General features: G+C 51.5%; 20 protein-coding genes and 1 tRNA gene. 8 read left to right on the top strand and 13 right to left on the bottom strand.

What is annotated here, in order from left to right:
• Positions 1-30: 30 nt before the first annotated feature.
• Positions 31-978 (bottom strand): AEC family transporter, encoded by a 948-nt coding sequence (locus C0977_RS03475; RefSeq protein WP_234987559.1) that lies wholly within the window; start codon positions 976-978, stop codon positions 31-33.
• Positions 979-993: 15 nt separating this feature from the next.
• The gene (locus tag C0977_RS03470; RefSeq protein WP_101912453.1) at positions 994-1,782 is read right to left on the bottom strand and encodes a carbon-nitrogen family hydrolase; all 789 of its coding nucleotides are present in this window, start codon (positions 1,780-1,782) and stop codon (positions 994-996) included.
• Between the two features lie 215 nt (positions 1,783-1,997).
• Between C0977_RS03470 and C0977_RS03465 the strand changes: the two genes are divergently transcribed.
• The 4 genes from C0977_RS03465 (at position 1,998) to C0977_RS03450 (ending at position 4,268) form a co-directional block, all read left to right on the top strand.
• Positions 1,998-2,855, top strand: coding sequence for an EamA family transporter (locus C0977_RS03465; protein ID WP_234987558.1), 858 nt, complete (start codon positions 1,998-2,000; stop codon positions 2,853-2,855).
• A gap of 91 nt (positions 2,856-2,946) precedes the next feature.
• A complete protein-coding gene (ybaK, locus tag C0977_RS03460; RefSeq protein WP_101912451.1) occupies positions 2,947-3,462 on the top strand; it encodes a Cys-tRNA(Pro) deacylase in 516 nt (171 codons plus the stop codon).
• Positions 3,459-4,115, top strand: coding sequence for a uracil-DNA glycosylase (locus tag C0977_RS03455; protein WP_101912450.1), 657 nt, complete (start codon positions 3,459-3,461; stop codon positions 4,113-4,115). Before ybaK ends, C0977_RS03455 begins: the two co-directional genes overlap by 4 nt.
• A 79-nt stretch (positions 4,116-4,194) precedes the next feature.
• Positions 4,195-4,268, top strand: a tRNA-Gly gene (locus C0977_RS03450).
• Between the two features lie 149 nt (positions 4,269-4,417).
• Here C0977_RS03450 and C0977_RS11080 read toward each other — a convergent pair.
• On the bottom strand, positions 4,418-11,653 hold the full coding sequence (locus tag C0977_RS11080) for an S-layer homology domain-containing protein (RefSeq protein ID WP_159459022.1): 7,236 nt from the start codon (positions 11,651-11,653) through the stop codon (positions 4,418-4,420).
• Between the two features lie 644 nt (positions 11,654-12,297).
• On the bottom strand, positions 12,298-13,464 hold the full coding sequence (locus C0977_RS03405) for an iron-containing alcohol dehydrogenase (RefSeq protein WP_023054539.1): 1,167 nt from the start codon (positions 13,462-13,464) through the stop codon (positions 12,298-12,300).
• A 274-nt stretch (positions 13,465-13,738) separates the two neighbouring features.
• Between C0977_RS03405 and C0977_RS03400 the strand changes: the two genes are divergently transcribed.
• A complete protein-coding gene (locus C0977_RS03400) occupies positions 13,739-14,227 on the top strand; it encodes a hypothetical protein (RefSeq protein WP_101912449.1) in 489 nt (162 codons plus the stop codon).
• A gap of 247 nt (positions 14,228-14,474) precedes the next feature.
• Positions 14,475-15,080: a hypothetical protein gene (locus C0977_RS03395; protein ID WP_023054542.1), complete on the top strand. Its 606-nt coding sequence runs from the start codon at positions 14,475-14,477 to the stop codon at positions 15,078-15,080.
• 34 nt (positions 15,081-15,114) lie between these two features.
• Here C0977_RS03395 and C0977_RS03390 read toward each other — a convergent pair whose 3' ends face one another.
• The 4 genes from C0977_RS03390 to C0977_RS03375 form a co-directional block, all read right to left on the bottom strand.
• Positions 15,115-15,312: a zinc-ribbon domain-containing protein gene (locus C0977_RS03390; RefSeq protein ID WP_023052759.1), complete on the bottom strand. Its 198-nt coding sequence runs from the start codon at positions 15,310-15,312 to the stop codon at positions 15,115-15,117.
• A gap of 65 nt (positions 15,313-15,377) precedes the next feature.
• Positions 15,378-15,647, bottom strand: a complete 270-nt coding sequence (locus C0977_RS03385) for a barstar family protein (protein WP_023052734.1) — start codon at positions 15,645-15,647, stop codon at positions 15,378-15,380.
• A gap of 12 nt (positions 15,648-15,659) precedes the next feature.
• Positions 15,660-16,121, bottom strand: a complete 462-nt coding sequence (locus tag C0977_RS03380) for a ribonuclease domain-containing protein (RefSeq protein WP_023052746.1) — start codon at positions 16,119-16,121, stop codon at positions 15,660-15,662.
• A gap of 144 nt (positions 16,122-16,265) precedes the next feature.
• Entirely contained in the window at positions 16,266-17,132 is an 867-nt protein-coding gene (locus C0977_RS03375; RefSeq protein WP_023052735.1) for a vWA domain-containing protein, read from the bottom strand.
• Positions 17,133-17,719: 587 nt separating this feature from the next.
• Here C0977_RS03375 and glmS point away from each other — a divergent pair.
• Positions 17,720-19,549: a glutamine--fructose-6-phosphate transaminase (isomerizing) gene (gene glmS, locus C0977_RS03370; RefSeq protein ID WP_101912448.1), complete on the top strand. Its 1,830-nt coding sequence runs from the start codon at positions 17,720-17,722 to the stop codon at positions 19,547-19,549.
• A gap of 88 nt (positions 19,550-19,637) precedes the next feature.
• Here glmS and C0977_RS03365 read toward each other — a convergent pair whose 3' ends face one another.
• A complete protein-coding gene (locus C0977_RS03365; protein WP_101912447.1) occupies positions 19,638-20,948 on the bottom strand; it encodes an MFS transporter in 1,311 nt (436 codons plus the stop codon).
• A 689-nt stretch (positions 20,949-21,637) separates the two neighbouring features.
• Between C0977_RS03365 and C0977_RS03360 the strand changes: the two genes are divergently transcribed.
• Positions 21,638-22,348: a hypothetical protein gene (locus C0977_RS03360; RefSeq protein ID WP_145995066.1), complete on the top strand. Its 711-nt coding sequence runs from the start codon at positions 21,638-21,640 to the stop codon at positions 22,346-22,348.
• 202 nt (positions 22,349-22,550) lie between these two features.
• On the opposite strand, the gene C0977_RS03355 is transcribed toward C0977_RS03360, so the two are convergent.
• The 4 genes from C0977_RS03355 to rfbD are packed head-to-tail and all read right to left on the bottom strand — an operon-like array spanning position 22,551 to position 25,877.
• Positions 22,551-23,315, bottom strand: coding sequence for an HD domain-containing protein (locus C0977_RS03355; protein ID WP_234987557.1), 765 nt, complete (start codon positions 23,313-23,315; stop codon positions 22,551-22,553).
• Between the two features lie 34 nt (positions 23,316-23,349).
• Positions 23,350-24,270 (bottom strand): NAD-dependent epimerase/dehydratase family protein, encoded by a 921-nt coding sequence (locus C0977_RS03350; RefSeq protein ID WP_101912445.1) that lies wholly within the window; start codon positions 24,268-24,270, stop codon positions 23,350-23,352.
• 59 nt (positions 24,271-24,329) lie between these two features.
• The gene (gene rfbC, locus C0977_RS03345; RefSeq protein WP_023052753.1) at positions 24,330-24,938 is read right to left on the bottom strand and encodes a dTDP-4-dehydrorhamnose 3,5-epimerase; all 609 of its coding nucleotides are present in this window, start codon (positions 24,936-24,938) and stop codon (positions 24,330-24,332) included.
• A 3-nt stretch (positions 24,939-24,941) separates the two neighbouring features.
• Entirely contained in the window at positions 24,942-25,877 is a 936-nt protein-coding gene (gene rfbD / locus C0977_RS03340) for a dTDP-4-dehydrorhamnose reductase (protein WP_101912444.1), read from the bottom strand.
• Positions 25,878-25,925: the final 48 nt, after the last annotated feature.

Raw genomic sequence — 25,925 nt, 5'->3', positions numbered from 1 at the left:
TCATAAAGCCCCCTTCAGCAAACGGATCTTTTATACGATCATCATATAAAGCGGAATGACAACCATTCCCAACATAATGGAAATAAAGCTGACCTCCGTCGAATACGCCACATCGGCGCCGACAACCTTGGCCACAACGGTCATCTGCGTCATTGCCGGCATCGCCGCCTGCATGACGAAGACCTTGGCCGACATGGGACTGACACCGATCCACGGCAGCAGGACCAGCACACAAAGCGGGCAAACAAGGAACCTGCCGGCTAAGGCGCCGATAATATCCTTCCCCCAGTGAACTTCGGCCAACGAAAGAAACGACATTTCCATGCCGATAACCATAAGCGACATTGGCGTCGCCAAATTGCCGACATAAAGAAACGACGTGAGCAGAAATTCCGGCAAATGCAGATCGGCAAGCACCAGCACCAGTCCTGCCAGAAAAGCAAGCAGCGGCGGCGACAGAATCTTCTTCAGCGTCATTACCGAAAAAAGGGGCATTTTGCCGCCTGCACCGAGACCGTCACCGACGATGTGGTACATGCCGACAGTCCAGAACAGCGTCGTATTGACCATGTAATACAGCATGACGGACGGTACGCTGCCGCTGCCGAAAAGCGCCAGATTAACGGGCAGTCCGATAAAAATCGTATTGGCAATGAAAAAACACGTAATGAAGATGCCTTGCCGTTTTCTTCGTATCTTCAGCCCTTTTGCCGCCAAGCGGCCGAGACCGTAAGCCAAAAGCATAGACGCCAACGGCAGAGCCAGATCCGGCGCCAGTTGCAACAGCGACGCCTGCGTAAAATCCTTCTCCATTTGGCAGAGCATATACAACGGCAGCGCCACCTTCATGACGATCTTCGTCCAAAGAGCGCTCGTCGCCGCCATCACCCAGCCCTTTCTGGCCATACCGAAGCCGACGGCCATGATAAACAGTATTTCAAAAATTCCCTGCAGTCCCTGCACTGCGCCATCCAACATGATTCCGGCCTTCCGTTACGTAGTGCCGGCGTACAGCGTCGGTCTCCTGTCGGCAAAGACGTCGATTTTTCGACGCACGTCATCAACAACGGTCAAATCGAATGCCGCCGTCAGTACGGCCTCTTCCGCGCCGCCTTGCGACAGGACGGCGCCCCAGGGATCGATGAGCTGCGAGTGGCCGCCAGCCAGCATCGGCCCCGACTGACCGCAGCCGTTGCAGGAAGCGACAAAAAACTGGTTTTCCACGGCCCGCGCCCGATTGAGGAGCTGCCAATGATCGGCTCGGCTCAACGGCCAGGCCGCAGGCACGAAGAGCACCTTCGCCCCGGCAAGTGCCGTCAGCCGCACCCATTCGCAAAAACGGAGATCGTAACAAATGACAGACGCCATCGTCACGCCGTCAAGAGAAAAGACGTTCAACGCCTCGCCGGCCGTAAAAACGACATCTTCTCTACCCGGTGAAAAAAGATGCACCTTATCGTACTCGCCGACAAGTTTGCCTTCACGGTCAACGATAAAAGTCGTGTTGTAAAGCTTCTCCCCGCGGCGGTTGGCTACGGAACCGCCGACGATATTCATGCCGTACCGTTTGGCGGCGCGGGAAAGAAACGCCTTCGTCTCCGCGCCGTCATGATCGGCGATTTCCCGGACGTCATCGGGATAAAAAGCCGTATTCCAAAGCTCCGGCAAAACGGCAATATCACTGCCGGCTGCGGCGGCTTTTTCCAAAAATCGGGACGCCTTGTCGTAATTGGCCTGCGTTTCACCGAAAGCCAAGTGCATTTGCAGCGACGAAATCTTCATGCTCATGCCCCCTTTATAGTCTACCTGTATTATAGAGGAGTCCTGCAGCAGATGCAACGAAACGCCTCCCCTTCTGCGCCATCCTGCTACCGGACCGACGACTGTTTCATACGTTATTTTCTGAAATTTACTCTATAAAACCGTAGTACTGCAGCCATATTTCTGCTATGCTTAATAAAGGAAATGTACATCACGATAAATCAGGTGAACGCACTATGGCAACACTAAGTATTATTGCAGCCGGTATCTGCTGGGGTATTATCGGCCTCTTTTCCCGTACCATTGCGGGCTTCGGCTTGTCACCGTTGCAGCTGGCCCTGGGAAGGTCGCTGGTCACGGCCCTCATCCTGGTTGCCGTCGCCGTCATACGCGATCCCCGCTCGCTGCGCATCAGAAAAAAAGATTGTTGGATGTTTCTCGGCACCGGTATCGGCAGTCTCGTCTTTTTCAACGTCTGCTATTTTACGGCTATTCAGCTGACAACGCTTTCCGTAGCCGCCATTCTCCTGTATACGGCGCCCAGCATCGTCATGATCTTCTCAGTCGTTCTCTTCAAAGAACGTTTCACGAGTCTCAAAGCCCTCTGCCTGCTCCTATCCTTTTCCGGCTGCGTTCTGGTCAGCGGCCTGGGCGCAGGCTCCGTTTCTACAGCCGGTATCCTGGCCGGTCTCGGCGCCGGCCTCGGCTACGCGTTGTACTCCGTCTTCGGCCACTATGCTTTGGAAAAATACCGGCCCCTGACCGTCACCAGCTGGACCTTCATCGTCGCTTCACTGGCGCTGCTTCCGTTCAGCGGGATTACCCAAATCGGCCGGCTCGCCATGGAAAACACGGCGGTCATTTTCTTCCTCTTGCTGCTAGGTCTCCTCTCAACGGCGCTCCCTTATTCTCTCTACACCTTCGGGCTGCGAAGAATGGAAGCCGGACGGGCTTCGGTGCTGGCCTCGGTAGAACCGCTGACCTCGACGCTCACGGGATTTGCCGTATTCCATGAAGACCTGACGCTCAGCGGCGTGCTGGGCATCATCTGCATTCTGACGGCCGTCGTCCTCTTGGGAAAAAAAGCGGCATGACGAATACGGCCAAACCGACGGCCAACAGAGACAATCGGCCCGGCGGCGAAAGCGAACAGAAAAAAAATACGTAACGAAGGAGTTCTTTTCCATGACAAAACAAAAAAAGACGAATGTCATGCGCCTTCTGGACAAAGAAAAAATACCGTACACGACAAAGGCATATGCATTCGACGAAAATGACCTCTCCGGCATCCATGCCGCGGCAGCCCTCGGCTTAGCGCCGGAACGCGTCTTTAAAACCCTCGTGGCACAAGGCAACAAAACGGGACCTGTCGTTTTTTGTATTCCCTGCCACCAGGAACTGGATTTGAAAAAAGCGGCGTCCTGCAGCGGCAATAAAAGCGTCGCCTTGATACACGTAAAGGATCTGCTCGGCCTTACGGGCTATATCCGCGGCGGCTGTTCGCCGCTGGGCATGAAAAAAAACTTTCCCACGTACCTCGACCGCACGGCGGCGACCCTGGAAACGATCAGCATCAGCGCCGGTCAGCGGGGCCGGCAGATTCTCCTCGCTCCGACAGCGCTGACGGCGCTCAGCGGCGCGACCTTCGCCGATTTGACGATGGATGATATTATCTTAACAGACGGGAGGGTTCGCTCATGACGGCAACACGCGAAGAATGGCTGCAAGGACTTCTGACCTGCAGTTCCTGCCCCTTACGCCGCGAAGGAAACCGCGGTCCGACGCAAAATTCCGGTCCCGATACGGCGCCGCTCATGTTCGTCGGCGAAGGCCCCGGCAGTGTGGAAGATGAATACGGCGTTCCCCTCGTCGGGCCGTCGGGACAGCTGCTGGACAAAGCGCTCTGGAGCGTCGGCCTCACGCGCGACAAAGTCTACGTGACGAATATCGTCAAATGCCGCCCGCGCAACAACCGGACGCCGACGCTGGACGAAGGAAAATTCTGCGCCAACCTTCACCTCACACAGGAAATCGCCATCGTCAGGCCTGCCGTTATCGTCTGCCTGGGCAAAGTCGCCTTCCAATACTTTTGCGGTCACGCCGCCAGCATTATGCGCAACCGCGGCAAATGGCTAGACTATGACGGCATCCCCGTCATGCCGACATACCACCCGGCCTTTCTCCTGCGGCAGCAGGGCCACGATCTCGTCGAAGCGAAATGGCAAGTTTACTATGACTTAAAAAACGCCGTTGAAAAGGCAAAAGAAGCGCAACCTGATTACGCCTATCAAAGCCCGGCAAAAACGGATCTGCTCGCGCAATACGCCGCCTTGCGGCAAAACCGTCACTTGTAACCCCATTTTTTCGAAGCTGACGCCTTGCCACACTTTACAACTACCGCCTTCATCTGCTATACTAGATAAGAATTCGCATGCGGGTGTAATTCAGTGGTAGAATACGAGCTTCCCAAGCTTGGTACGAGGGTTCGATCCCCTTCATCCGCTCCATACCAATCCCCCTTTGCAGATCGATCTGCAAAGGGGATTTTTTTACATACTAAGCACAAAACGTGTACCTGCATATGCAGGTACACGTTTTGTATGCATGCCTCATCAGCCGCTCAAACCGCTGACAAGCCAAACGAGCCAAACCGTCTTTAGTGACTGATACGGGTGCCGTATACATCCCGGTATATCTTATTCTGTTGGTCATTTTCGTTATTCACGCGGACGCGTTCCACTTTGTTCCGTTCATTATCTTTCCCGGAAACGCGATCCACCCTGATACGATCCAAGCGAATCTGCCGGAGTTCCGGTTCAAATTCATTCATGGCACGGTCCATATCCGAATCAACGGAAGCGCCGTTTTTTAACGCCCGATAGAATACTGCCGCCATCTCGTAACGGGTCATCGTCCGATCACCGGAAAAATCACCGTCCGGATAGCCTTCCAAGATACCGTTCCCGGCAAGCTTGGATACGTATTCGTAGGCCCAATGATTTTTAGGAACATCAGGGAAATCCGCCGTTTTGGTTGTATCCAACAGTCCCAAGATGGCATTCATTTTCTGTTCCATCGTATCTAAGCGCTTCTTTAAATCCTTATTTTCATCACGCAAGTCCACAATTTCTTTCGCCATCGCGACTTTGGACGTGGAAACGTGATTTCCCTGTCCCAGCTTAACGCTGACGCCGGCATTGACCATATTATTGCCATTGCCGAAGGAGCCGCCTACGCTGAACATGGTATCTTCATTGGGACGGTAGAAAGCGCCGACCGCTACTGCGTGGGCGTCTTTGTAATTTCCGTACCCGGCCGCAACGTCCCACTTGTCGTCAGGGTCGAAATCGAGCGGATGAAGGGCCGCCAACGCCGCCGCTCCCGCGCCGACTTTATTGACGCGGTCGCCCAGCTCGCCTACTTGATTGCCCATGTGGTTGATTGTATTGCCAAGATTGGTGATATTATCGGCATTCGTCTTGATCTGACTGTCCAGCGCTTTATCCGCAGCCGCTAAGGTTCCGCTGTTTTGGATGTAGTTGGTGTTCTTGTAAGACTCTTTCAGCGCCGTCGTGCTTGTCGCGCCGATTGTATCCGTAATGGCCGTATCGGCCGCTTTGCGGTCACCCTCTTCCGTCGCCAAGTCGGAGGCCTTCGCCACGTCTTTGATAACGATGTTCCCTGCAGCGGCGCCGGAATAATTATCCTGCATGCCGATCGTTACGGTGCCATTGGCAATACTATATTCCCCGGCTTTGGCGGAAACATCTGTCAGTTTACCGTCGAGCGTCACCGCAGACTGATCACCTTTAGTCAACGAAACCGTTCCGTCCGCACCGATCGTACCGCCGGTGACAGAGGCATTTGCCACACCGTCCGTGATCTTCTGATCCACTTGCCCGACAGTAGCCACGTCATTCGCGGACGTGCCGGCTGCCACGTTATGAATCTGCTGATTATTCATGTCCACCGTAGTCTTGGTGATCGTCGGTCCGCCTGTAATGGTCATACCGTTAGTATTTATCGTCGTATCTCCGGCTTTTACCGTTGTCGCGTTGACCGTATTCGTCATGACGCCGTCCTGATTGATGATCGTGTTTCCGGCTTTGATGCTGCCGTCGGTTCCCAGATCAATATTTTTATTCAGGCTGATCTCATAATTAGCCCCACCTTGTGCATTCACTCCCGCTTGTACAGAAATATTCTTTCCTGCCGTCACGGAAGTATGCTTCTGTGACGCTGAGGCAGCCTCATTAGTCTTCTTTTCCAGTGCCTTTAACTGTGCTACATTGACAGCATCAGTATCTTCTGTACCTGCTGCCACACCGGTAATCTGACGGGTAATCTGATTTGCCGCGTCGCCGACAGAAATAGCGTTCGCCGTAGATTTCCATACACCATCGGTATCATTGGAATGATCAACACCGAAAACATCATAGCCAACCTTACCTTTTTCAGTAGATGCCACAGAACCGCTTCCCAATGCCACTGTATCTGCCACGATCGCTTTTGCATCTTTCCCCATAGCTACGGAATTTTCCGCAGTTTCTTCCACAATGCCGCCGGAAACGGCAGCGCTGTTCTTTGCATTTGCCTGACTGCTAAATCCCATAGCGGTAGAATAATCCCCATTGGCTTGTGATTTTGCGCCGCTTGCCAAAGACAATTTGCCAGCTGCAATCGTGCTGCCGCCCATTGCCGTGGAACCGGCGCCGGTCGCCTGTGTCGCGCTTCCCATCGCTGTAGAAGCAACTCCAGAGGCAAGTGTTGCAACCCCCATGGCTGTGGAACTTTCTCCGGAAGCAGTCGTTTCAACCCCCATGGCAGTTGACCAATTATTAGTAGCCTTCGTATCATTCCCTAAGGCTACAGACCATGTACCGGACGCTTCCGTTCCTTTTCCTAATGCTACGGAATCCTGACCGCTTGCCTTAGCCTGATCACCGCCGGCAATGGCATGAGCTCCGCTGGCCACGGATTCAAAGCCGAATGCAGTCGCCGCTCCACCGGTAGCGATTGTACCGCTGCCCATGGCAGTCTGCGCTTCATTTCCAGCCCCCGGCTGTCCGGCAGGCGCACCTGCCTGCGTATTATAGCCTAAAGCAACCGATTCAAGGCTATATGCTTTTGCACCATGTCCAAGCGCCACGGTCCCCTGTTGTTCAGCTAACGTACCGGCCCCAATCGCAACAGCGCCCCAGCCATTTGCAGTTGCACCATTTCCTACGGCAAAAGAGAAATCACCTTTCGCCGTCCCACCGGTAAGCGCTATCGCTTTCAAACCTTCCGCCTTGGCACCTGCGCCAACTGCCAAAGCACGGTCACCGGTAGCACCATCATTATTATAATTTGCTTCACTGCTGCTACCCTTTGCAGAGAAGAAATGGATCTTGCTTCCCTCTACTGCCGTATCCACTGCCGTTTTAACCGCTTTCAGCTGTGCCACATTGACAGCATCGCTGTCTGCTGTACCTGCTGCCACATTGGTAATCTGGCGGGTAATCTGCTTTGCTGCGTCACCTACCGAAACAGCAGCTGCTGTCGATTTCCATGTTTCCCCTGTATTAGTGGATACGGTTCCTGTCAGGGGGTCATATCCTGCCACCCCTTTATTTATGGCAGCGACCGAGTTCGCTCCGAGCGCCACGCCGCCTTCCGTCGCCACATTCGCGTCTGTGCCGATCGCTACTGCATTCTTGACACTGGTCGTCAATCCGCTTGCAGAAGAGCCAAGGACGATGCTTCCGTCCGCGCCTGTCAATGTCCTCTTATCCCCAAGAACAAGGGTGCCCGTCGTATTTGTCACATTATTTTCAGAGCCCATCACGGTGACATGCTGCACATTTGTCGCTTCATTCTTTGAACCGGTAATGGAATTGTACTGGCTTGCAGTTGTTTTGCCCGTCAGTTTATTCCCGATACCTGTCACCTGTGAGAACTGTCCATTGTCTACTGCGTTCGCTCCGCCGATTACCAGCACATCTCCGCCGCTATCCTTCACGGCTGCCGCCAGTGATGCCGTCAATCTTTCCGGCGTGCTTGTATCTAACGCGCTTGTATCAAGACTTACATCTCCGTAAGAATTCGTAATAAGATTGCCTGCGCCAAAGATGAGGGCTGCATTGGCATTCTTCGTCGTATTGGCCACACCGACGATGCTGTTGGCCACGCCATCAAAAGTTCCACCCGTAGAAGCATCTACTGTATTCAATGTACCAAATACGCTGGCTGTCGCTCCCTGAAATTGGTTGCTTCCCACTTTGACAGAAGAACCGAGGCCTGCCACGATGGACGCAATGCCCTGCGCCCCGTCATTGTCGTAATTGCCCAAATTCTTAAGCGCAGCGTCCATATCATTTACGCTGTAATAGTGGGCCTTTGCCGCATCAACGGAATTGTTTAATCCGGTTACCACCGCATTGAGCTGGCTGCCGTTGATAGCATCGGTGGAGGTTGCGCTGATCAGTCCCGGCGCCACGTTCTGGATACGGCGCGTCTGATCGGCAGAACCGACAGATACAACGCCGACTACTTTATCCCCGCCGGCAAAGTTGACGGTATTTCCTGCCACTGTATCACTTGTATAGGTCTTATCTATTCCTTTCGTCGTGTCACCGCTTGCTACATACGCAGAGCTGTCACCAAGGAACACGGAATTATCGGCTGTCGTTGTGACCTTGTTGCCCAAGACGAACGCATTCTTTGTTGTCACTGTATTATCATTGCCCAGTACATAGGAACCGGTTCCGCTGACTGTATTCGGATCACCGATGGCTCCGGAACCTTCGGCAGTCACTTTATTTCCCGTACCGATGGCAATGGCTTTATTGGCAGACGCCACAGAATTATGACCGATGCTGACCGTTTCGCTGACGCCGTTAATCGCCGCCTTAGCTGCATCCGTATCGGCACTGCCGAGAATGATATTGTTGGCATTTGTTCCCGTTACAGTATGATTGTCGCCAATGAGGATATCGGATGTCCCCTCTTCCACCTTATTTTGGGAACCGACGACAGTCACATGGGTTACATTCGTTGCCGTGTTCTTAAAACCGTCAAGCATATTGAACTTGCTGACCGATTCGCTTGCCCCCTTCAATGTATTGTTGACACCGATCATCTGGGAGGCCTGTGTATAATCCGCTGTATTTCCGCCACCGATGGCCAACGTCGCACCGCCACCATCAGAATTTTGAATCCCTTGCCGTAAAACATCGGACATGTCATCAACAGTCAATAAGCTTGTTAAGGTATTAACACCATCAATTGATCTCACAGAATTACTGATTTTATTTCCTGCACCGTAAATAAGTGCTCCATTCGCATTCTCAGTAATATTTGCTAAGCCAACGATACTATTGGCAATACCGCTAGAGGTACTCTTCCCTGCAGACCGGATACTATTCAAGGAGCCGACCACATTGGCCCCGAAATTTTGAGAACCATAGAAGTAACTGTTGAAACCACCTGCACCGGTAAAGTCTCCGCTGATAACAGAGTATGCACCATACATATTGGCCAAGGCACCCTTATTGTACGTATTCGTACCAATAGTCGTCATGCCCACAATATTTGCTTGCGACGTGTTATCAATCACCGTACCGCCCATGGTATATCCGTCAAAAGTATGCGAACCAATCTGGATGCTGGCCGTACGGGCAAACGAATTTGTACCGATGGCAATACCGCCGGCTGACTTATCCGCATTAATAGGAAGATTACCAGACGCATAGTTATCTGGCATGAAGCTTAACGCTTTTTCCTGTTTCCCGCTGCCATTTAAAACTTTTGCATTTTTACCCATGGCAATGCTCGTTAAATCAAGTCCATTAGTTGTAATGAGGGCATTATCTCCGATAGCAATACTGCTGGTTCCAGTAGCATTACCACCATTTCCCAAGACTTGTGCTTTATTTCCTATGGCTATGGAATTTTTTGTATTTGCAGCGGCCTCTACGCCTGCAGCCAATGCATTTTCTCCCTTCGCACCGTTTCCGTTATAGTTCCCTTTGGTGCTGTCTGTGGAGTTCACTCCGTAAAAATGCGCCTGCGCCGCTTTCAGCTGCGCCACATTCACTGCATCCGTATCGGCGCTGCCTGCTGCTACATTGATGATTTGGCGGGTGACGCCGGATTTCCCGACCGATACGGCGCCCGAAACAGACTGATACGGGGATAGGAGGGCCGCTTTCGCTGTCTTTGCCGCATTTAAGGCTGCGAGCGCTTTATCCATTGCTGTTTTATCTGCGGCGGCATTAGTCGATTCGTAAGTCGCCTTTGCCTTATCATAATTATCTTGGGCAGTAGCGATATTATCATTGGTCGTATTCAATTGTGCTGTCTTTCCCATTGCGGCCGCGATGCTTGCTTCGTCAGTAATAACTTTTTTGCTGAGAGGATCATACACGGAATAACCGGCTGCGCGATCGGCTACAGAGCCACTCCCCAGCGCCACGCCGCCTTCTTTTGTCACACTGCTGGCGGCACCGACGGATACACCGGATACGCCGGTAGCAGATGCACTTGCGCCACTTCCGATAGCAACGGTGTTCGCCGCCTGAGCATTCGTATTATAACCCACAGCCACGCCGTTATCGGCTGCCTGCTGTACTTTCGCATTCACACCGGCAGCAACGGAATACATTCCACCTGCTCCTGCTGTAGCTGTTAATGTGCCCAAATTATTCCCTACTGCCGCCACGCCGGTATTCGTCGTATTGACATGGAAATAACCGTTGGAAATCCCTTTCAACTGTGCCACATTGACCGCATCCGTGTCATTCGTGCCTGCTGCCACGCTCGTAATCTGGCGGGTTACTCCAGCACCATTTCCTACGGATACAGCCCCTTTATTAGACTTCCAAATTCCGTTATTTATCGTAGAAGCCTTGCCTGTTCCAAAATCATAACCGATATTTTTGCTATCTGTGGTTGCTGCTGCACGATTTGCCACAGCATTGCTTCCCAGTGCCACACCGTCGTCAACAGTCGCACTGCTGGATACGCCCAAAGCCATGCCGTTTTTAGCCATTACATTCGCTGCATTTCCGACAGCCACGCCACCTGTAGCATCCACTTCACCATTGTAAGTCCCTGTAACCAAACCCGTCGTCGAATCGACCGTTCCCGACCCGCTGGTCGCTCCCACTCTCGCTCCGTTTCCGATAGTCACGGCATTTTTAGAAGTAGAGCCAATCACATTATTATAACCGGCTGCGAAGCCATCCTGCCCGCCCGCCTTATTGCTATTCCCAACCGTCGTTGCACGAAGACCGGTATTTACATTATTTTCACCAATGGCATAAGCGTTATTCGACCCGATTTTATTGGCATTTCCCAGCGCATAGGACGTCGTGCCCGTGATGATATTTCCTGCGCCAAAGGCGTAATCATTTTGTGCCTTAGTCTGATTACTGTTGCCGACGGCGACGCTGGATACACCGCTCGTCGTATTTGACTGTCCCAGAGCTACGCTGCTACTACCTGACGCCGTATTCTTCACGCCGATGGCCACAGCGTTTCCTTGTGATGCATTGTTGCTGGTTCCTACGGCTACAGCATTCATGCTCCCTGCCGTATTCTGGTAACCGACTGCCAATGCCTGCGCTCCTGTGGTTACTGCCGTATTTCCGACAGCCACTGATGAAGCCTGATTGGAAGAGGAACCTGTACCAATGGCCACGCCTGGCCCCTCTCCCGCAGGATTCGTCGCCGGCGCTGCATGTACGCCGACAGGAGCCACGGTCAGCATAAAAGCCGCAAAAACCGCTCCCAGAGCGGGTTTAGAGGCTCTTACCCCCCTCCCCCGATTTTTCGCAATCCCTGTCATTTCCGAAACGACTACATAGCAATTTTTAACCTTACTCCACATTACTTTGTAAATCTTATTCATTCTTTTCCTCCTTCAGATAAAGGGTCAAAAATACTAAAACTTGCCAGTGTCCGAAAATCCGGTAGTCATGCTCTTTTTCGCTTTTGCAAGTAAGTATTTCTTCCTTTTATCCCTCCCTGTACGCTATGTCCTCGCAATATAACATTACAGACTAAATTTTGCCACATTACACATTCAAAATGCAATATATTTTTTATAATTTATAATCAATTTACAATGTACCATTGCATTAATCTTATGTATTAACCACGAATATTAGCTTAAATAATGTTACATGTTTCATATTTTAATAATATATCGCCAAACCGCATCGATACCCCAATGCTCCCGCCGCCCCGTTTTTGTCTTATCGACTTAAAGAAAATGACAGTGTCTATGCTTCCACTGTAAATGCCTTGCCAACAGAAAACTTTCTTTTTTTCATCAGTTCGCACCGTCTTTACCTGACCGATGTCGGCCGGACGCATCTATATAGCCACACCGATCATTTACATATTTATTCATTTTCACCGGTAATCACAGTACCGCTTAATTGCATATTTTGTATAAGGAAAAAAGCCCCCGTACGGAGGCTTTTTTCTTTATCGCTATTCTATTGACGGTACACCCGGCATCGAGACCGTTTTTGTCATCACTTCTCCCGTTTATCGATACGCGTTTTCGTAGATTTCGACGACATCCGCCTCGGATAAGGGAATACGGTCGGAGGCGAATAAAAAGGCCATGGCCGATTTCGCAATGCGTGCCATTTCCGGGAATTCATCGGGTACGATGCCGTAATCGGACATCTTGAGCTCGGCAACACCGCAAGCTTGCTGCAACGTCTTCAAGGCGCTGATGAAGTCTGTCGGAACGGCGGCATCGACCTTTCCCAAGGCCTTCGCCAGCCGGACAAATCGTTCATCACAGGCATGGTGTTCGATAAAATAGGTAAAGTAGGCTTCACTGAGCATAATCAGGCCTGCGCCGTGCGGCAGTTCCTGATGAAACGCGGAGAGCGAATGCTCCAGCGAGTGTTCGCTGACAGTCGAGCAGACGACCATTTCGACGCCGCCGAGATAACTGGCAAAGGCCACCTTTTCCCGCGCTTCCAAATCAGTGCCGTCGGCAACGGCTCGCGGCAAATAGGCGGCAAGATGTTCAATCGCCGTCAAGGCGATCATTTCGCTCATGTCACTGGCTTTATTGGCGATATAGCCTTCAATATTGTGAAACAGCGCATCAAATCCCTGATACGCCGTGAATCGCGGCGGCACCGTAAGCATCAGCTCGGGATCAATGACAGCGACCTGCGGAAACAGGGAGAGATCCTTGATCGGCGTTTTTTCACGTGTTTCCCTGTTGGTAATGACGCCGCCCATATCCGTTTCCGAACCGGTTCCCGCCGTCGTCGGTATGGCCAGGATCGGCAGCGGTTTCGCGGCAATGGCTTTGCCCTTTCCCGTACCGTTGGTAACATAATCCCAAACATCGCCGCCGTTGGCGGCGACGACGGCAATCCCCTTGGCCGCGTCAAGCACGCTGCCGCCGCCGAGGGCGACCAGAAAATCGGCTTTTACCTGCGCCGCGTAATGGCCCCCGGCAGTAACCGTCGTATGCAGCGGATTCGCTTCAATCTTATCAAACAAAAACGTCTCCGCACCGGCTTGATGAAGCTGTTCTTCCGTCCGTGAAAGATAGCCGTTGACTTTTACCGATTTCCCGTTCGACACGACGATCAACGCTTTTTTCCCCGGCATCGTCTGCTTGTGGAGATTGTTCAGCTGCCCGCAGCCAAACAGCACCTTTGTCGGTATATAAAGATTAAACATAATCCATTCCCCCCTGTTTATCCGGATGCAAGTTTGATTTCCATTTCATCATAGCATTATCTTCCCTTCATGGCAAACACTGACAGCCGATTTTCCGCAAGAAGAAGATACGCCTTTATCCGCTATTTACCGGCGAGGCTTGTATGACAGATTCTTGTCGATCTCACGTCTATTGTTACAACCTTTTCACACCTTGGAGTAAATCGTCGTTTTCGCTGTAAAACCGTCTCCTTTCGTGCTAGAATAAACCCATTCTTACAAGAAGGTTTGCATCATGAAAAAAATATGGGCGCCTTTAGTTGCGTTAATGATGATGACCGCGCCGCTCTACGCAGCCGACACGGCGGCTCCGACTTCACCGGAATGGAACAGCGGCAATAATCGAGCCGTCGTTTCGCCTGATAACCGGTCCTACTCCTATCGAGATGGAAATGCCGATCAGAAAAAAGACAACGACACGGCGCAGAAAGAACCAGCGACGAATCGCCATGATCAAGCAGGCCGTACGAACAAGACGGCGCCGTCCTCCCATGTCGCCACGCGTACCCGGAACGACAACGCCGGCCAACTCAGCCGCAGCGAGGGAAAAGAAAATCGGTCTTATACGGTTGCCACGAAAGATGATAAGTATCGACAGACGAACAAGACCGATCTGAAAAAAAATGATCAACATAAGGAAAACGAAAAAAAGCTGAAGGAAAAGCAAAAAAACGAAAAAAAGGATGAAAGTGCACAGAAGTTGCCGTTCTTTCAGACAAGATAATTTCAAATTCAGCTGTCATGTATGTAAAACAAGAGCATCTCGCCGCGCGAATTCTACGGTCTATATCGCGATCGCGGCGAGATGCTCTTGTTCGCCATACTAAAAAAGCGGGGTTCATCCTCTATGAAATACTTGCATTTTCATAGTCCCAGTATATATACTATAACAATAGTATGTCGGTTCGAGCACCGCTTACGCCGTCGTCTGTCCGGTACGTTCCGGCATTTGTTATGGGAAAGGATCTATCATGAACAAAGCCATCATCCCTCTTTTTCTGTTGCTGAGCACGCCGCTGCCTCTCCTGGCCGCCGCGACGCCGGCAGCGATGCAGGAAGAGCAAGCGCAGCATTCTTTCCCGTCTCTGCGGGAAAGAATGAATTTACGGCAAGAGCTTGCCATAGAACAAACGAAAAAAACACCGGCAACACCTGTTTATGAATATAACATCCATCCCGCTCCCGCCATTGCCGACCGGTTCAACACGGCGCCGCATCCGGTCCCGACAGGGACCGCAGCAAGTACGCGACCGCTCCGCGCCGACGCGGGCTTAGCCGGCGAAAGAGGCGTTCAGGGGCGTCGCGACGATAAGCAAGAGACCACATCCCGATCTGCCGTAATGAAGGCGCCGCGAAAACGAAGAAAAACGGTAAGGATACCAAAATCGCCGAGAGAACAAGAAAAAAGGCCAATCATGCAGCCGGAAAAATCGCCAAAAAGGCTATCCAAAAAGGGATTGATGCAAAAACGGCGCCGGCCAAGGCCGGCATCAAAGCGGCTAAAATGGGAGCCGACGTTGCCAGAAAAATATTGGGTTGGCTGTTCTGACAGATACAAAAAAGGAAGACTGCTTTGAGACCGCAGTCTTCCTTTTTTGTATTCTTTTCCGTTCAGCGCAGCAGTACAAAAGCGGCAACAGCGGCAAGCACAACGACGATAACGACGGCAACACCGATTCCCGTCGTCTTTGCCGATACGCTCGGCATCTCCTCTTCCTTGCGGCTGCCCGGCGGCGGCAACGGCGCGCCGCAATAAGGGCAGGTCTTTGCACCTGGCGGAACCGGCTTGCCGCATCGCGGACATTTCATCAGCAACCTCTCCTTTCGCTCCAACAAACCGGCAGGATGACCATCCCGACCGGATTTCGCGCAGTCTATACCAGCTGCACCGTTAAAAACTCGTTCTCAGCAGCGGCGGCCAGGAAAACCTGCAGCATCGCTGCGCCATAAGCAGACAAATACGCTTCGTCAGCCAACTTGCGCGGCACTTTGAGAAGCGTTTCCTCGCCGATTTCGCCGAGCAGATCGTGTAAAGCGTCCAGATTGGCGCCGTAATAGTCCGGAAAGGCGAAGAGACGCTGCAAGTAATGATGCGCCTCGTCTTTTGTCTTCATTCGCTCCGCGTCTATCAGGTATTCGTTCATCGCTGACTCTCCTCAATATAACTGCTGAAAATCCTTATAATGGTCGGCAGAATAATAAATCAGCCCGTCATTGGAATAGACGATACGCTTGGCGCCGCGATTGCCTTTGACGTAATCGATATCGCATTCCCGCCAAGTACGGCCTTGCTTGTCGGGAACGGCTTTTTCATAGTTCCCGTAGCGGTCGCCGCCGATACTCTTGCCCGGCGCCACCGTATCCAAGGTTCCCTTATCTTTCCAGCCCAGCGCTTGCGCCTCTTTTTTCGTAATATAGTTGGACGGCAGCTTTTTATAGGCGTGAATATACGCGGCGACATGATCCTTATCGGTATACGTTCCCCGTTCTTCCACGCTGACTTGCTGCTTTGCCGCAGACGCCGGTTTGGCGGCAGCCGCATCATTGCTTTTGCCGCAGCCGGCCAAAACGAAAAGAGCGACAAAGGCGATGAGAGCATACGTAATAATCCGTTTCACGAACGTCCTCCTTTCGGTACTGTTCCGAACAGCGACGCCTTATCCGCCGGCCGCGCGGAAAGAGACGGCTTGCTCATATTGGCCGTCTCTTCTGTCCGCGTCATCCACGATAAGGGCATGCCGTGCGTCGCGGAACCGATTTTTTCATTTAATGTTATTTTTCCAATTGGGCGTAATGGCACGATGATAAGCAAGAGAATGCGCCAGCTCGGCGACAGCCGCATAGTTGGCGCGAACGCCTTCACTGTTGTTCGTGTACGTGGCCGCTTTGTCCTGCGTAATGCCGATCTTCTGCGCTTCCGCTTCCGCGTCGATATTGGCGCCTAAGAAAATAAATTCCCAGCCGTCCTTTTCCTTCTTGTCGGAAATCATGCGCTTGACCGCATCCTGCGTATATTCTTTGCTGCTGTTTTCCAATCCGTCCGTAATGATCACGAAAAGCACTTTATTACCTTTATCGGCAATGCCCGCCGTCTTTTCCACCGTATGTATCGTCGTGCCGACGGCATCGTAAAGAGCCGTCATACCGCCGACCTGATAATCCTTATCGGTCATCGTCTTGACATCGGCAAGCTTAGCTCTGTCATACACCGTTTCTGCATGGTTATTGAACAGCACCGTCGTTACATTGGCATCGACGGCGAGTTTCCGTTCCTTTTCGATCATGGAATTGAAACCGCCGATCGTATCGCTTTCCAGCCCGCCCATGGAACCGCTGCGGTCCAAGACAAGCACCATTTCCAGATGATTCGGTTTTTCTTCCGGCACGGCAGGGACCTTCGTCACCTCCGCGGCCTGCGGATCCGGCGCGGACGTCGCCGGCGCCGTCGTCGACGTCGAACCGTTATCCGCCGCCGACTGCGTGATTTGCGTCAGCGGATTGGCTTCCTTGAGCTGGGCCAGGATCAGACTGCCGATATCGACGGTCCGCGCCGCAGCGGGAGCGGCGGCGGAAACGGCGAAGCATACGGTTGTCACGGCCAAAGCCGCGCTTACTTTGTTTATCTTCATGATAGTAGTCTCCTTTCTTACGCTAAGCGCTTACACGATCTTCTTCCTATCTTTAATTGTTCATTCATTTTATCATAAAGAGCTTCCCCTTGTTAGGCTTTTTGCAAAATCCATATACGGAAAGTCCCTGTTTCCTGTAATTGATAAACTGTTGTCTTCTTTTTGTGTCACAACTGTGACAATGGGCTGATTTTCTCTCGTCTTATCCCGCCGATCTTCCCCTTCTGACCGGCAGGAAAGGGCTGCAAAAAACCGGCCGAAGCCGCTTATCTTGACTATCATCGGACAATCTATTAAAATGAGACAGGATCAGGAAATGTTATATACTATTTCCCTGCTCCGCCGTTGCCGTTCATTTTCCTGTATGTCCGGCAGCGCCGTATTAAAAAGACAGCATATCTGTCTCAGCGCTAGCTCTTGCACTCAGGCAAGAAGACGAGGAAGAGGTCGTCGAACAGTCAGCGGATGCCTCTCGGCAAGATCTGCCGATACGAACTGTAAAAGCCCTTCGGTAACGGAGGGGACAAAGCAGACTCGAGATCAACAGGAACTTTATCTACTTTATTTTATAGAGGAGGTTCTTGCACATGTGCGGAATATTAGGGTACGTCGGTAATGAACAGGCTGCCCCGTTTTTAATCGAAGGATTGACGAAGCTGGAATACCGCGGCTACGATTCCTCCGGTATCGCCGTCGACGACGGCCAGACGATTCGCGTGGAAAAATGTGTCGGCCGTCTGGCATCTTTAGTCGATAAGATTGCCGGCAACATGCCTGTCGGCACCGTCGGCATCGGCCATACCCGCTGGGCGACGCACGGCCGTCCGTCGGATATCAACGCGCACCCCCACACGGACGGCACGGGGAATTTCGCCGTCGTCCACAACGGCATTATTGAAAATTATTTGCCTCTGAAGGAAGCGTTGCTCAAAAAGGGCCACGTCTTCCAATCGGAAACGGACACGGAAGTCGTCGTTCATCTGTTGGCTGATCTGTACGCCGGCGATTTTGAAAAGGCCGTACGAAACGTGCTGCACCGCATTGACGGCTCGTACTCGCTGGTCTTTATGTCCAAAGCCGATCCCGGCGTTCTGATTTGCTCGAAAAAAGACAATCCTCTTGTCGTCGGCCTCGGGGAAGGAGAAAATTTCATCGCTTCCGATATTCCGGCGATCATTACCAGGACGCGGAAAACGTATATCTTAAGCGACGGAGAGATGGCCGTCGTCCGCAAGGACGCCGTCACTGTCACCGACCTTTCCGGAGAAAAGCTCGACAAGAAGATCTTTGAAGTAACGTGGAATGCTGAAACGGCCGAAAAGGGCGGTTATGAACATTTCATGCTCAAAGAGATCCACGAACAGCCGAAAGCTGTCCGCGATACGACGTCGCCCCGCATCTCCAAAGACGGCAGTCGGATCGTCATGGATGAACTGAACTGGGACGCCGCTTACCTGAACGGCTTCCGCAAGATTTTTATCGTTGCCTGCGGAACGGCGTACCATGCCGGTCTCGTCGGCAAGACGTACATCGAAAAGCTGGTCCGCATTCCGGTGGAAACGGATATCGCTTCCGAATTCCGCTATCGCGATCCGATCATCGATGAGGGAACACTGCTCATCGTCGTCAGCCAGTCCGGCGAAACGAGCGACACCCTGGCGGCGTTGAAAGAAGCAAAACGGCGCGGCGCCAAGACGTTAGCCATAACCAACGTCGTCGGCTCCTCCATCGCCCGTGAAGCCGATCAGGTCGTTTATACCTGGGCCGGCCCGGAAATAGCCGTCGCCTCGACCAAAGCGTATACGACACAGCTCGTTACGTTTTTCATGCTGTCTCTCTACATGGCCGCCATCAAACAGACACAGCCTGCCGACCGCCTCATGGCCCTGATCGGCGAATTGCGCAACCTGCCGGACCAGATCGGCCGCACCTTGGAAGACGTCGAGCCGATCAAGACCTTCGCCAAGAAATACGGTTTCAACGAAGACGCCTTTTTTATCGGCCGTTCTCTGGATTATAACGTCGCCATGGAAGGCTCGCTGAAGCTGAAAGAAATTTCTTACATTCACGCAGAAGCTTACGCCGCCGGTGAATTGAAGCACGGTACGCTGGCGCTGATCGTCAACGGCGTCCCCGTTATCGCCCTGGCTACCCAGAAGAGCGTTTATGAAAAGACGCTGAGCAATATCAAAGAAGTCAAAGCCCGGGACGCCATCGTCATCGGCATTGCCGCTGCAGGCGACACGGAGCTTGTAAAATATGTCGACCACGTAATTCGCGTTCCCGAAATCGACGAACTGCTGATGCCGATTCTGGCCGTTATCCCGCTCCAACTTCTGGCTTATTACGCAGCTATCACCAGAGGCTGTGATGTCGACAAGCCGCGCAATCTGGCAAAATCGGTCACTGTCGAATAAACGTCAGTCATCAACGTAATACGCGAAAAGAGCATCTTCCCCCGAAGATGCTCTTTTTTTACCCCTACATAATTCCCTATCTTATACGTTATTCCGCTGCCGGCCTTTTTTTCGGAACCAGCATTTTTCCCGGTTTGACGAAAAACCAGCAGACGACGGCGACGATGCCGAAAAGAGACGTAGCCGTAAAGGCTTCATTCCAACCGTAATTGGTAACGAAATAGGCCGTTACAATCGGGGCCAGAACGCCGCCGATATTTCCCCAAAGATTCATCCAGCCCGAAACGGAGCCGGTATACTGACCGCCTAACGAGATCACCGTCGACCAGCTGGCGCTCATGGAAAATCCCAAGGCTCCCAACGAAACGGACATCCAGAAAATATTCATCGCCGCACTCGGCGTATGAGCCGCAATGTAAAGGCCGAGAGAACAGACGGCGACACCGGCCATTGCCGTTACGGTACGCATGGAATATTGGCGTTCGCTGTTTGCGCCGTTAGCCATCTTATCGGAGATGAACCCGGCAACAAAAACCATGGCCATTAACGCAACCCAGGGGAAAGAAGCCCAGATCCCCATCGTTTTCAACGATAAGCCGTGCACTTCCGTCAGATACAGCGGCAGCCAAGATAAAAACACATACATGATGTAGTCGACAACCATAAACTGAATGCCGACGGCCCAGAATTGGGACGAACGAAGAAAAGTTCCCCACGGAGCTACCGTTTTTCCCGTTGCGGCCGCGCTGCGCCCTTGATGGATATAATCGGCTTCCAGCTCATTTACATAAGGGCTGTCAGCCGGATTGTCAACGACAAAATGATGCCAAACATAAGCAAGCAGGACACCGACTGCGCCGAAAAGCAAGAACACGGCATGCCAGCCGAAAGCTGCCATCAACGCCACCGTCACGGCTGGGCCGACGACGGGACCGAAAAAAGTGCCGAGCAGAATCGACGAACTGGCCTTGCCTTTTTCATGTCGGTTGAACCAGTTGAACGTCGCCGCGCCTAAAGACGGAAAAACCGGGCCTTCGCCGAGACCGAACAGCAACCGCACGGCGGCAAAGCTGATCTTCCCTTTCGCCAAGGCCGTCAACGCCGTAAATACGGACCACCAGAGAATGGCCAGCGCGCCCGTCCGGCGCAGCCCCAGCCTTTCAGCCAACATACCGCCCGGCACCTGCATCAGCGCATACCCGGCAAAAAAGCAGGTCTGAATAAAGCCCATATCCATTTTTGTAAAACCGAATTCCTGCATAATAACCGGCGTGGCGACAGACAAATTGACACGATCCATATACGCGACAAAGCTGATCATAAAAATAAGAAAGGCGACCTTCCAGCGAAAGTTCGTCATTACGGCCTGTACAGCTCTGTTCTCCAATACTCGTTCCATCACTACATCCCCCTCTGTATGACAATATTCCCCCTGCTTTCCAAAAATTGTTAAAAAAAACACCTGCCGCCATTTCCGAAGAAACGGCGACAGGGGCGATGTACGCGGTACCACCCTGTCATTATACTCATTGTCCGACAAGACGTTCATTAACGCTGAAACACGTCTGCGCCTCATATTCTCTAGAAAAATAAGTCGACGCCGAAACTCCCGGGCGATGTCAGCCACACTCCATGTGATCCGCTTTCACCAAATACGGACTCTCTTTACACCGTGAAAATGCGCTCTTCCCGTTCATCGTCTATAGCGGCAATTATGCCGCAGATGCAATTGTTTGGAAAGTTGCTTTTTATTATCCACGGAAGAAGACTCCTTGTCAAGGAAAAACTTTAATAATTTTAAATTGTTTTAAAGTTAAACGTTATATCTTAAATTTAACCTATTATGATGAATTCGCTCCGCGCATGCTTCCGGCTGAAAGCGCCGACCCTTTCCTGCAATGAAAAAAAGAGGGCGTTTGATGAAGTGTCACCCAACATTAGGCTATTTACTCCGGCAAGAAATCGTTGGCGTTTTTCTATGCAGATGCCTTCTTGTCTCGATATTCGATCAGGCAACGTAATCAAGGGATGCTTGAACGCGCTTCTCATTGTAATAACATATATATATCTTTCTTTACATTCCTCGAAATGGTGATATACCTATTCACAGTACATTCCTATTGGCCGAATTGCAGGCCCGTTGGCACGATTGTCGGTATCATCCAATCCCAGTCCCCTGCTCTTGCGCAGATCGTAGCCGCAAAACGCGGTATTCTAAATCCGGGAGCCCTCGCCTCCGGCGGTTCCATGTATTATGAGGTGGCGTCCGACACCTTGTCCCCGATGGGTAAAGACGTCATGATGAATCAGGGTAAAGAGGAAGGGGAGTACCCGTATCTTACGTTTCCTAATTTACAAGGTTCCGGAAAATGGGAAGCCCACATCTATGCCGGTAAGGGCGCCGGTCCTGTCAGCCATATCTGTAAACCCTATGGCTTTGCCGGTTCCTACTGCGTCACGCCGAAAGGGAATGCCCACGAAAAATATATCAAAAATCTTCGCATCCTTTCGTTAAACAATGAAAAAACGTACAGTTTTAATCGCCGTATTTCTTACAGAAAGGTCCTCCATCCCCAGCCGAAGGCCTATTCCATCAGCGTAAATTATATTTACAGCCGGGCAGCTATTCCGGAAATGACATCACTGACCAGTACAGCCATATATACAGCCCGCCGGAACGGCATACAGGGTCCCGCTGACTTTGCAGATAAGCCGGATTTCCTTACAGCTTGCGATCTAAGCAACAACAACTTCGGCAGAGCAGAATTTTCCTCGCCAAAGCCGCCTTCGTACCGATGAAAGACCTCATCGCGGAAGCCAACTGCGGATTCAACGCAGAAGACACAGGCATAAAAAATGGACAACATCCTCCTGCGCAAAACCACTGCATATATTAAATAAGGCAAAACAAACAGATTGTGCTCGTTCAGCTCCTGCTGAAAAACCACAATCTGTTTTGTCTGTCCAATTATTTCTTTCGCAACGCTTGTAAAACTCCAGCCTATACCTCGCCAATCAAACGGTGCAGTTCATTTAACCGTTCTTCCGTCTCCTCATTCCGGGAATGAACCGCCAAAAGCTTCCTGTAATTTCCCTGCTCCCTGACAATTTCCGGACTGATCGGATAAACAAGCTCAAAATACAGGCAAAGCATGCCTACATAAAAGTCGATCGTCGTCTGGGCAAGTTCGGCGGGAACCGCTTTCCGACGGCGTGCCGCTTCCATGACAGGTTCCGAAACAGCTGATGTTTCCAAATCAGAAATATTGACATGGAGCATATTCTTCTTGCCGAAAGCGTACACCGCATAGACACGGAAAATATCGATCTTATCCGCATCACGGACAATCTGGCAGAATAACCGTTGCCTTTCCGTCAAATCCACCTCCAGGCGATAAGCGCTGTGCTGTCCGACCGCTTCGCGGATGATATCATCCGCCGCGTCATCAGAAAGAAAATCGCGAATATGTCCCTCTGAAAACAAATAAGAAGCGCCATACCCGGCATGATCCATAGAATGACCGTCAACAAACGTATGGTACCTTCTCACCTGCTCGAACCGCCCAATATCATGGAGCAGGCCGATCAACCATGCCAGATCTACGTCACTGCGGGGCAAGCCCAGACTTTCCGTGATGCATGCACAAAGCCCGCCCACTTTAAAAGAATGGACGAGCTTCAACCGGATGGCTTCATCTGTCTGGTCAAACCGGGACAGATACGTATTAAATTTATTTCTGACCTCTTCCCGACTGATTGCCACCATCTGCAAATACTTCTTTCTCCCATCTATATATGAATTATTTCAGAAAATGCCCATATGTGCGCCGTAAGGCTTCCTTCATCGGCATTTCCGGCTTCCACCTCAAGGCTTCCATCGCCTTCCGGTTGGACAAGACAGAGCGGTAAATATCTCCTTCACGAGGTGCGGAAAATTCCGGTTGAATCGGCTTCCCTGCCACATCGCCCAGCAATTGCACCAGCTCCTTCAGACTGGTTTCCGTTTCCGTGCTGAGATTATATACCTCATTCACCCGATCCGTTTTGAGCGCTGCATAAATCCCACTGGCAATATCGCCGGCATAAATGAAATCCCTCGTCTGATTGCCATCACCAAAAATAGAAATTCCTTCCCCGTAGGCAATCTTCTTTGTAAATATGCTGATAACTCCGCCTTCTCCGCCTTCTCCCTGACGCTCGCCAAAAACATTGGCAAAACGGAGCACCACATAATCCAGACCGTACAGCTGATGGTACAGCTCCATATACTTTTCGGAAACCACTTTGCTGAGCCCATAGAAAGACAACGGACTCGCCGTCCGGTCTTCCCGTATCGGAAGCGCACTTTCAGGCACATCCCCGTAAACGGCCGCCGTGGAAGAAAATACGACACGCTTCACACCGCCCGTCCTGGCCGCTTCCAGCACATTCACCATGCCGCCGATATTATTCCGTTCATCATACAGCGGATCCCGGATAGAGGCGTCCACCATCGTCTGCGCCGCCAGATGAACAATGGCATCAAAGCCGCCGGCCGCCATCAGCTTGCGTGCTCCTTCACTGCAAACATCCGCCTCCAGCAGAATCACCCCAGCAGGCAGATTCTCCCGAAGCCCGGTAGCCAGATTATCCAACACAATGACATCCTCGCCACGCTCCATCAGCAGCCGCGTCAAATGGGATCCAATAAACCCCGCCCCGCCGGTCACTAAAATTTTCATAATATGCCCCTTTTATCTTATAAACTATTCCCGCGCTTGCATTGCCGGAACCTCATCACTTAGAACTTAAACGTATCCTTAAGTCCCAGCCATTTCTGATCTTTGTCGCTCAAATTGAGTGGCGTGCCATCTTCCATGGCATATCCGCCACTTGCGGCATTTCCCGCATATTCTCCCTGCAGCTGAGGCCATATGATACCTATTTCAGGATCATTCCATGCCAGACCGCCCTCATCATTTGCATGCCAGAAATCATTCACCTTATAGCAGAACTCCGCTTCCGCACTAAGTACCAAGAATCCATGGGCGAACCCTTCAGGAATGAGGAACTGCTTTCTATTTTCCGCAGTCAATTCGATGCCATGCCACTTTCCATAGGTGACAGACTCGGAACGTAAATCTACGGCAACATCAAAAACGCTGCCACGGATAGCACGCACCAGCTTGCACTGAGGAAAATGTTTCTGGAAATGAAGTCCGCGCAGGACGCCTTTTTTACTCATAGACTGGTTATCCTGAACAAAACGGATATGGAAACCGGCTTCTTCCATATCCCTCTGATTATAAGTTTCCATGAAATACCCGCGATCATCCCCATGGATCGCCGGTGTGATTACACACAGCCCTTCGATACCGCCTACATTTTTTTCTACTCTTATCTGCCCCATATGTCACTTCTCCCTGCCTTCCCGACGATCCGCAACTACTTGCAAGTATCGTTTCAATGCATCTTTCCAGTCCGGCAACGGTGTAAAGCCATAATCCACAAGCTTCTGTTTATCCAACCGGCTGTTAAACGGCCGTGCTGCTTTGGAAACTCCATATTCCTTTGTCGTAACCGGCACAACCCTTGTCGTATATCCGGCCTGCTTAAATATTTCCACGGTAAAATCATACCAGGAAATAAAGCCACCCTCATTCGTCGCATGGTAATAACCATATTTTTCTGTTTCCACCATATCCACCAAGAGACGGGCAAGATCTAACGTATATGTAGGCGTCCCGACCTGATCATCAACAACACGAACCTCCTCGTGCGTCTTCCCCACATTCAGCATCGTCTTGATGAAATTTTTTCCGTTCGTGCCAAACACCCACGCGATACGGATAATGAAATATCTCTCCAGCAGTTCTGAAACCGCCAGCTCTCCACCAAGCTTTGTTTCCCCATATACATTAAGCGGTGCGTACTCTTTGCAATCCGGTTCCCAAGGCTTCGTTCCCTGACCGTTGAACACATAATCCGTACTGATATAAACCATCTTGGCATTTAACTTCTTTGCTTCTTCCGCGATATATCTGGTGCCATCCACGTTAATCGCCTTCACCAGCGCTTTTTTATCTTCATCCTCCGCCGCATCGACGGCCGTCCATGCCGCACAATGGATAATCACATCAGGGCGGACATTCTCCAACACAGCCCTTACGTCCGACTGATTCGTGATATCCAAGGAAATATACGGCATCCTGGTAACCGCCGTACCGTCCTGAATGCCTGTATAAACAGGTTCTACGGCACTTCCGATTCCTTCATACCCCCGTTTAGCCAATTCGTTCATCACATCATGTCCAAGTTGCCCGGTCACACCCGTCACAAATACCTTCATGCTTCCCTCCGCTCAAGAATCTTCCCCATTTGCAATGGCTTTTAATGA

Origin of the sequence: Megasphaera vaginalis (ex Bordigoni et al. 2020) (assembly GCF_900240295.1) — a bacterium.
GTDB lineage: Bacteria > Bacillota > Negativicutes > Veillonellales > Megasphaeraceae > Megasphaera > Megasphaera vaginalis.
Note: the sequence above shows the minus strand (reverse complement) of the source record. Positions and strands in the feature narration are given on the sequence as shown.

What these genes read in the sequence shown, in the direction of transcription:
- C0977_RS11080 (WP_159459022.1), bottom strand. Translation starts at nt 11,653, where the DNA reads ATGAATAAGATTTACAAAGTAATGTGGAGTAAGGTTAAAAATTGCTAT.
- C0977_RS03395 (WP_023054542.1), top strand. Translation starts at nt 14,475, where the DNA reads ATGAACAAAGCCATCATCCCTCTTTTTCTGTTGCTGAGCACGCCGCTG.
- C0977_RS03405 (WP_023054539.1), bottom strand. Translation starts at nt 13,464, where the DNA reads ATGTTTAATCTTTATATACCGACAAAGGTGCTGTTTGGCTGCGGGCAG.
- C0977_RS03350 (WP_101912445.1), bottom strand. Translation starts at nt 24,270, where the DNA reads ATGAAAATTTTAGTGACCGGCGGGGCGGGGTTTATTGGATCCCATTTG.
- C0977_RS03385 (WP_023052734.1), bottom strand. Translation starts at nt 15,647, where the DNA reads ATGAACGAATACCTGATAGACGCGGAGCGAATGAAGACAAAAGACGAG.
- glmS (WP_101912448.1), top strand. Translation starts at nt 17,720, where the DNA reads ATGTGCGGAATATTAGGGTACGTCGGTAATGAACAGGCTGCCCCGTTT.
- C0977_RS03475 (WP_234987559.1), bottom strand. Translation starts at nt 978, where the DNA reads ATGTTGGATGGCGCAGTGCAGGGACTGCAGGGAATTTTTGAAATACTG.
- rfbC (WP_023052753.1), bottom strand. Translation starts at nt 24,938, where the DNA reads ATGGGGCAGATAAGAGTAGAAAAAAATGTAGGCGGTATCGAAGGGCTG.
- C0977_RS03360 (WP_145995066.1), top strand. Translation starts at nt 21,638, where the DNA reads ATGGTGATATACCTATTCACAGTACATTCCTATTGGCCGAATTGCAGG.
- C0977_RS03470 (WP_101912453.1), bottom strand. Translation starts at nt 1,782, where the DNA reads ATGAAGATTTCGTCGCTGCAAATGCACTTGGCTTTCGGTGAAACGCAG.
- C0977_RS03465 (WP_234987558.1), top strand. Translation starts at nt 1,998, where the DNA reads ATGGCAACACTAAGTATTATTGCAGCCGGTATCTGCTGGGGTATTATC.
- rfbD (WP_101912444.1), bottom strand. Translation starts at nt 25,877, where the DNA reads ATGAAGGTATTTGTGACGGGTGTGACCGGGCAACTTGGACATGATGTG.
- C0977_RS03355 (WP_234987557.1), bottom strand. Translation starts at nt 23,315, where the DNA reads ATGGTGGCAATCAGTCGGGAAGAGGTCAGAAATAAATTTAATACGTAT.
- C0977_RS03455 (WP_101912450.1), top strand. Translation starts at nt 3,459, where the DNA reads ATGACGGCAACACGCGAAGAATGGCTGCAAGGACTTCTGACCTGCAGT.
- C0977_RS03375 (WP_023052735.1), bottom strand. Translation starts at nt 17,132, where the DNA reads ATGAAGATAAACAAAGTAAGCGCGGCTTTGGCCGTGACAACCGTATGC.
- C0977_RS03400 (WP_101912449.1), top strand. Translation starts at nt 13,739, where the DNA reads ATGAAAAAAATATGGGCGCCTTTAGTTGCGTTAATGATGATGACCGCG.
- C0977_RS03390 (WP_023052759.1), bottom strand. Translation starts at nt 15,312, where the DNA reads ATGAAATGTCCGCGATGCGGCAAGCCGGTTCCGCCAGGTGCAAAGACC.
- ybaK (WP_101912451.1), top strand. Translation starts at nt 2,947, where the DNA reads ATGACAAAACAAAAAAAGACGAATGTCATGCGCCTTCTGGACAAAGAA.
- C0977_RS03365 (WP_101912447.1), bottom strand. Translation starts at nt 20,948, where the DNA reads ATGGAACGAGTATTGGAGAACAGAGCTGTACAGGCCGTAATGACGAAC.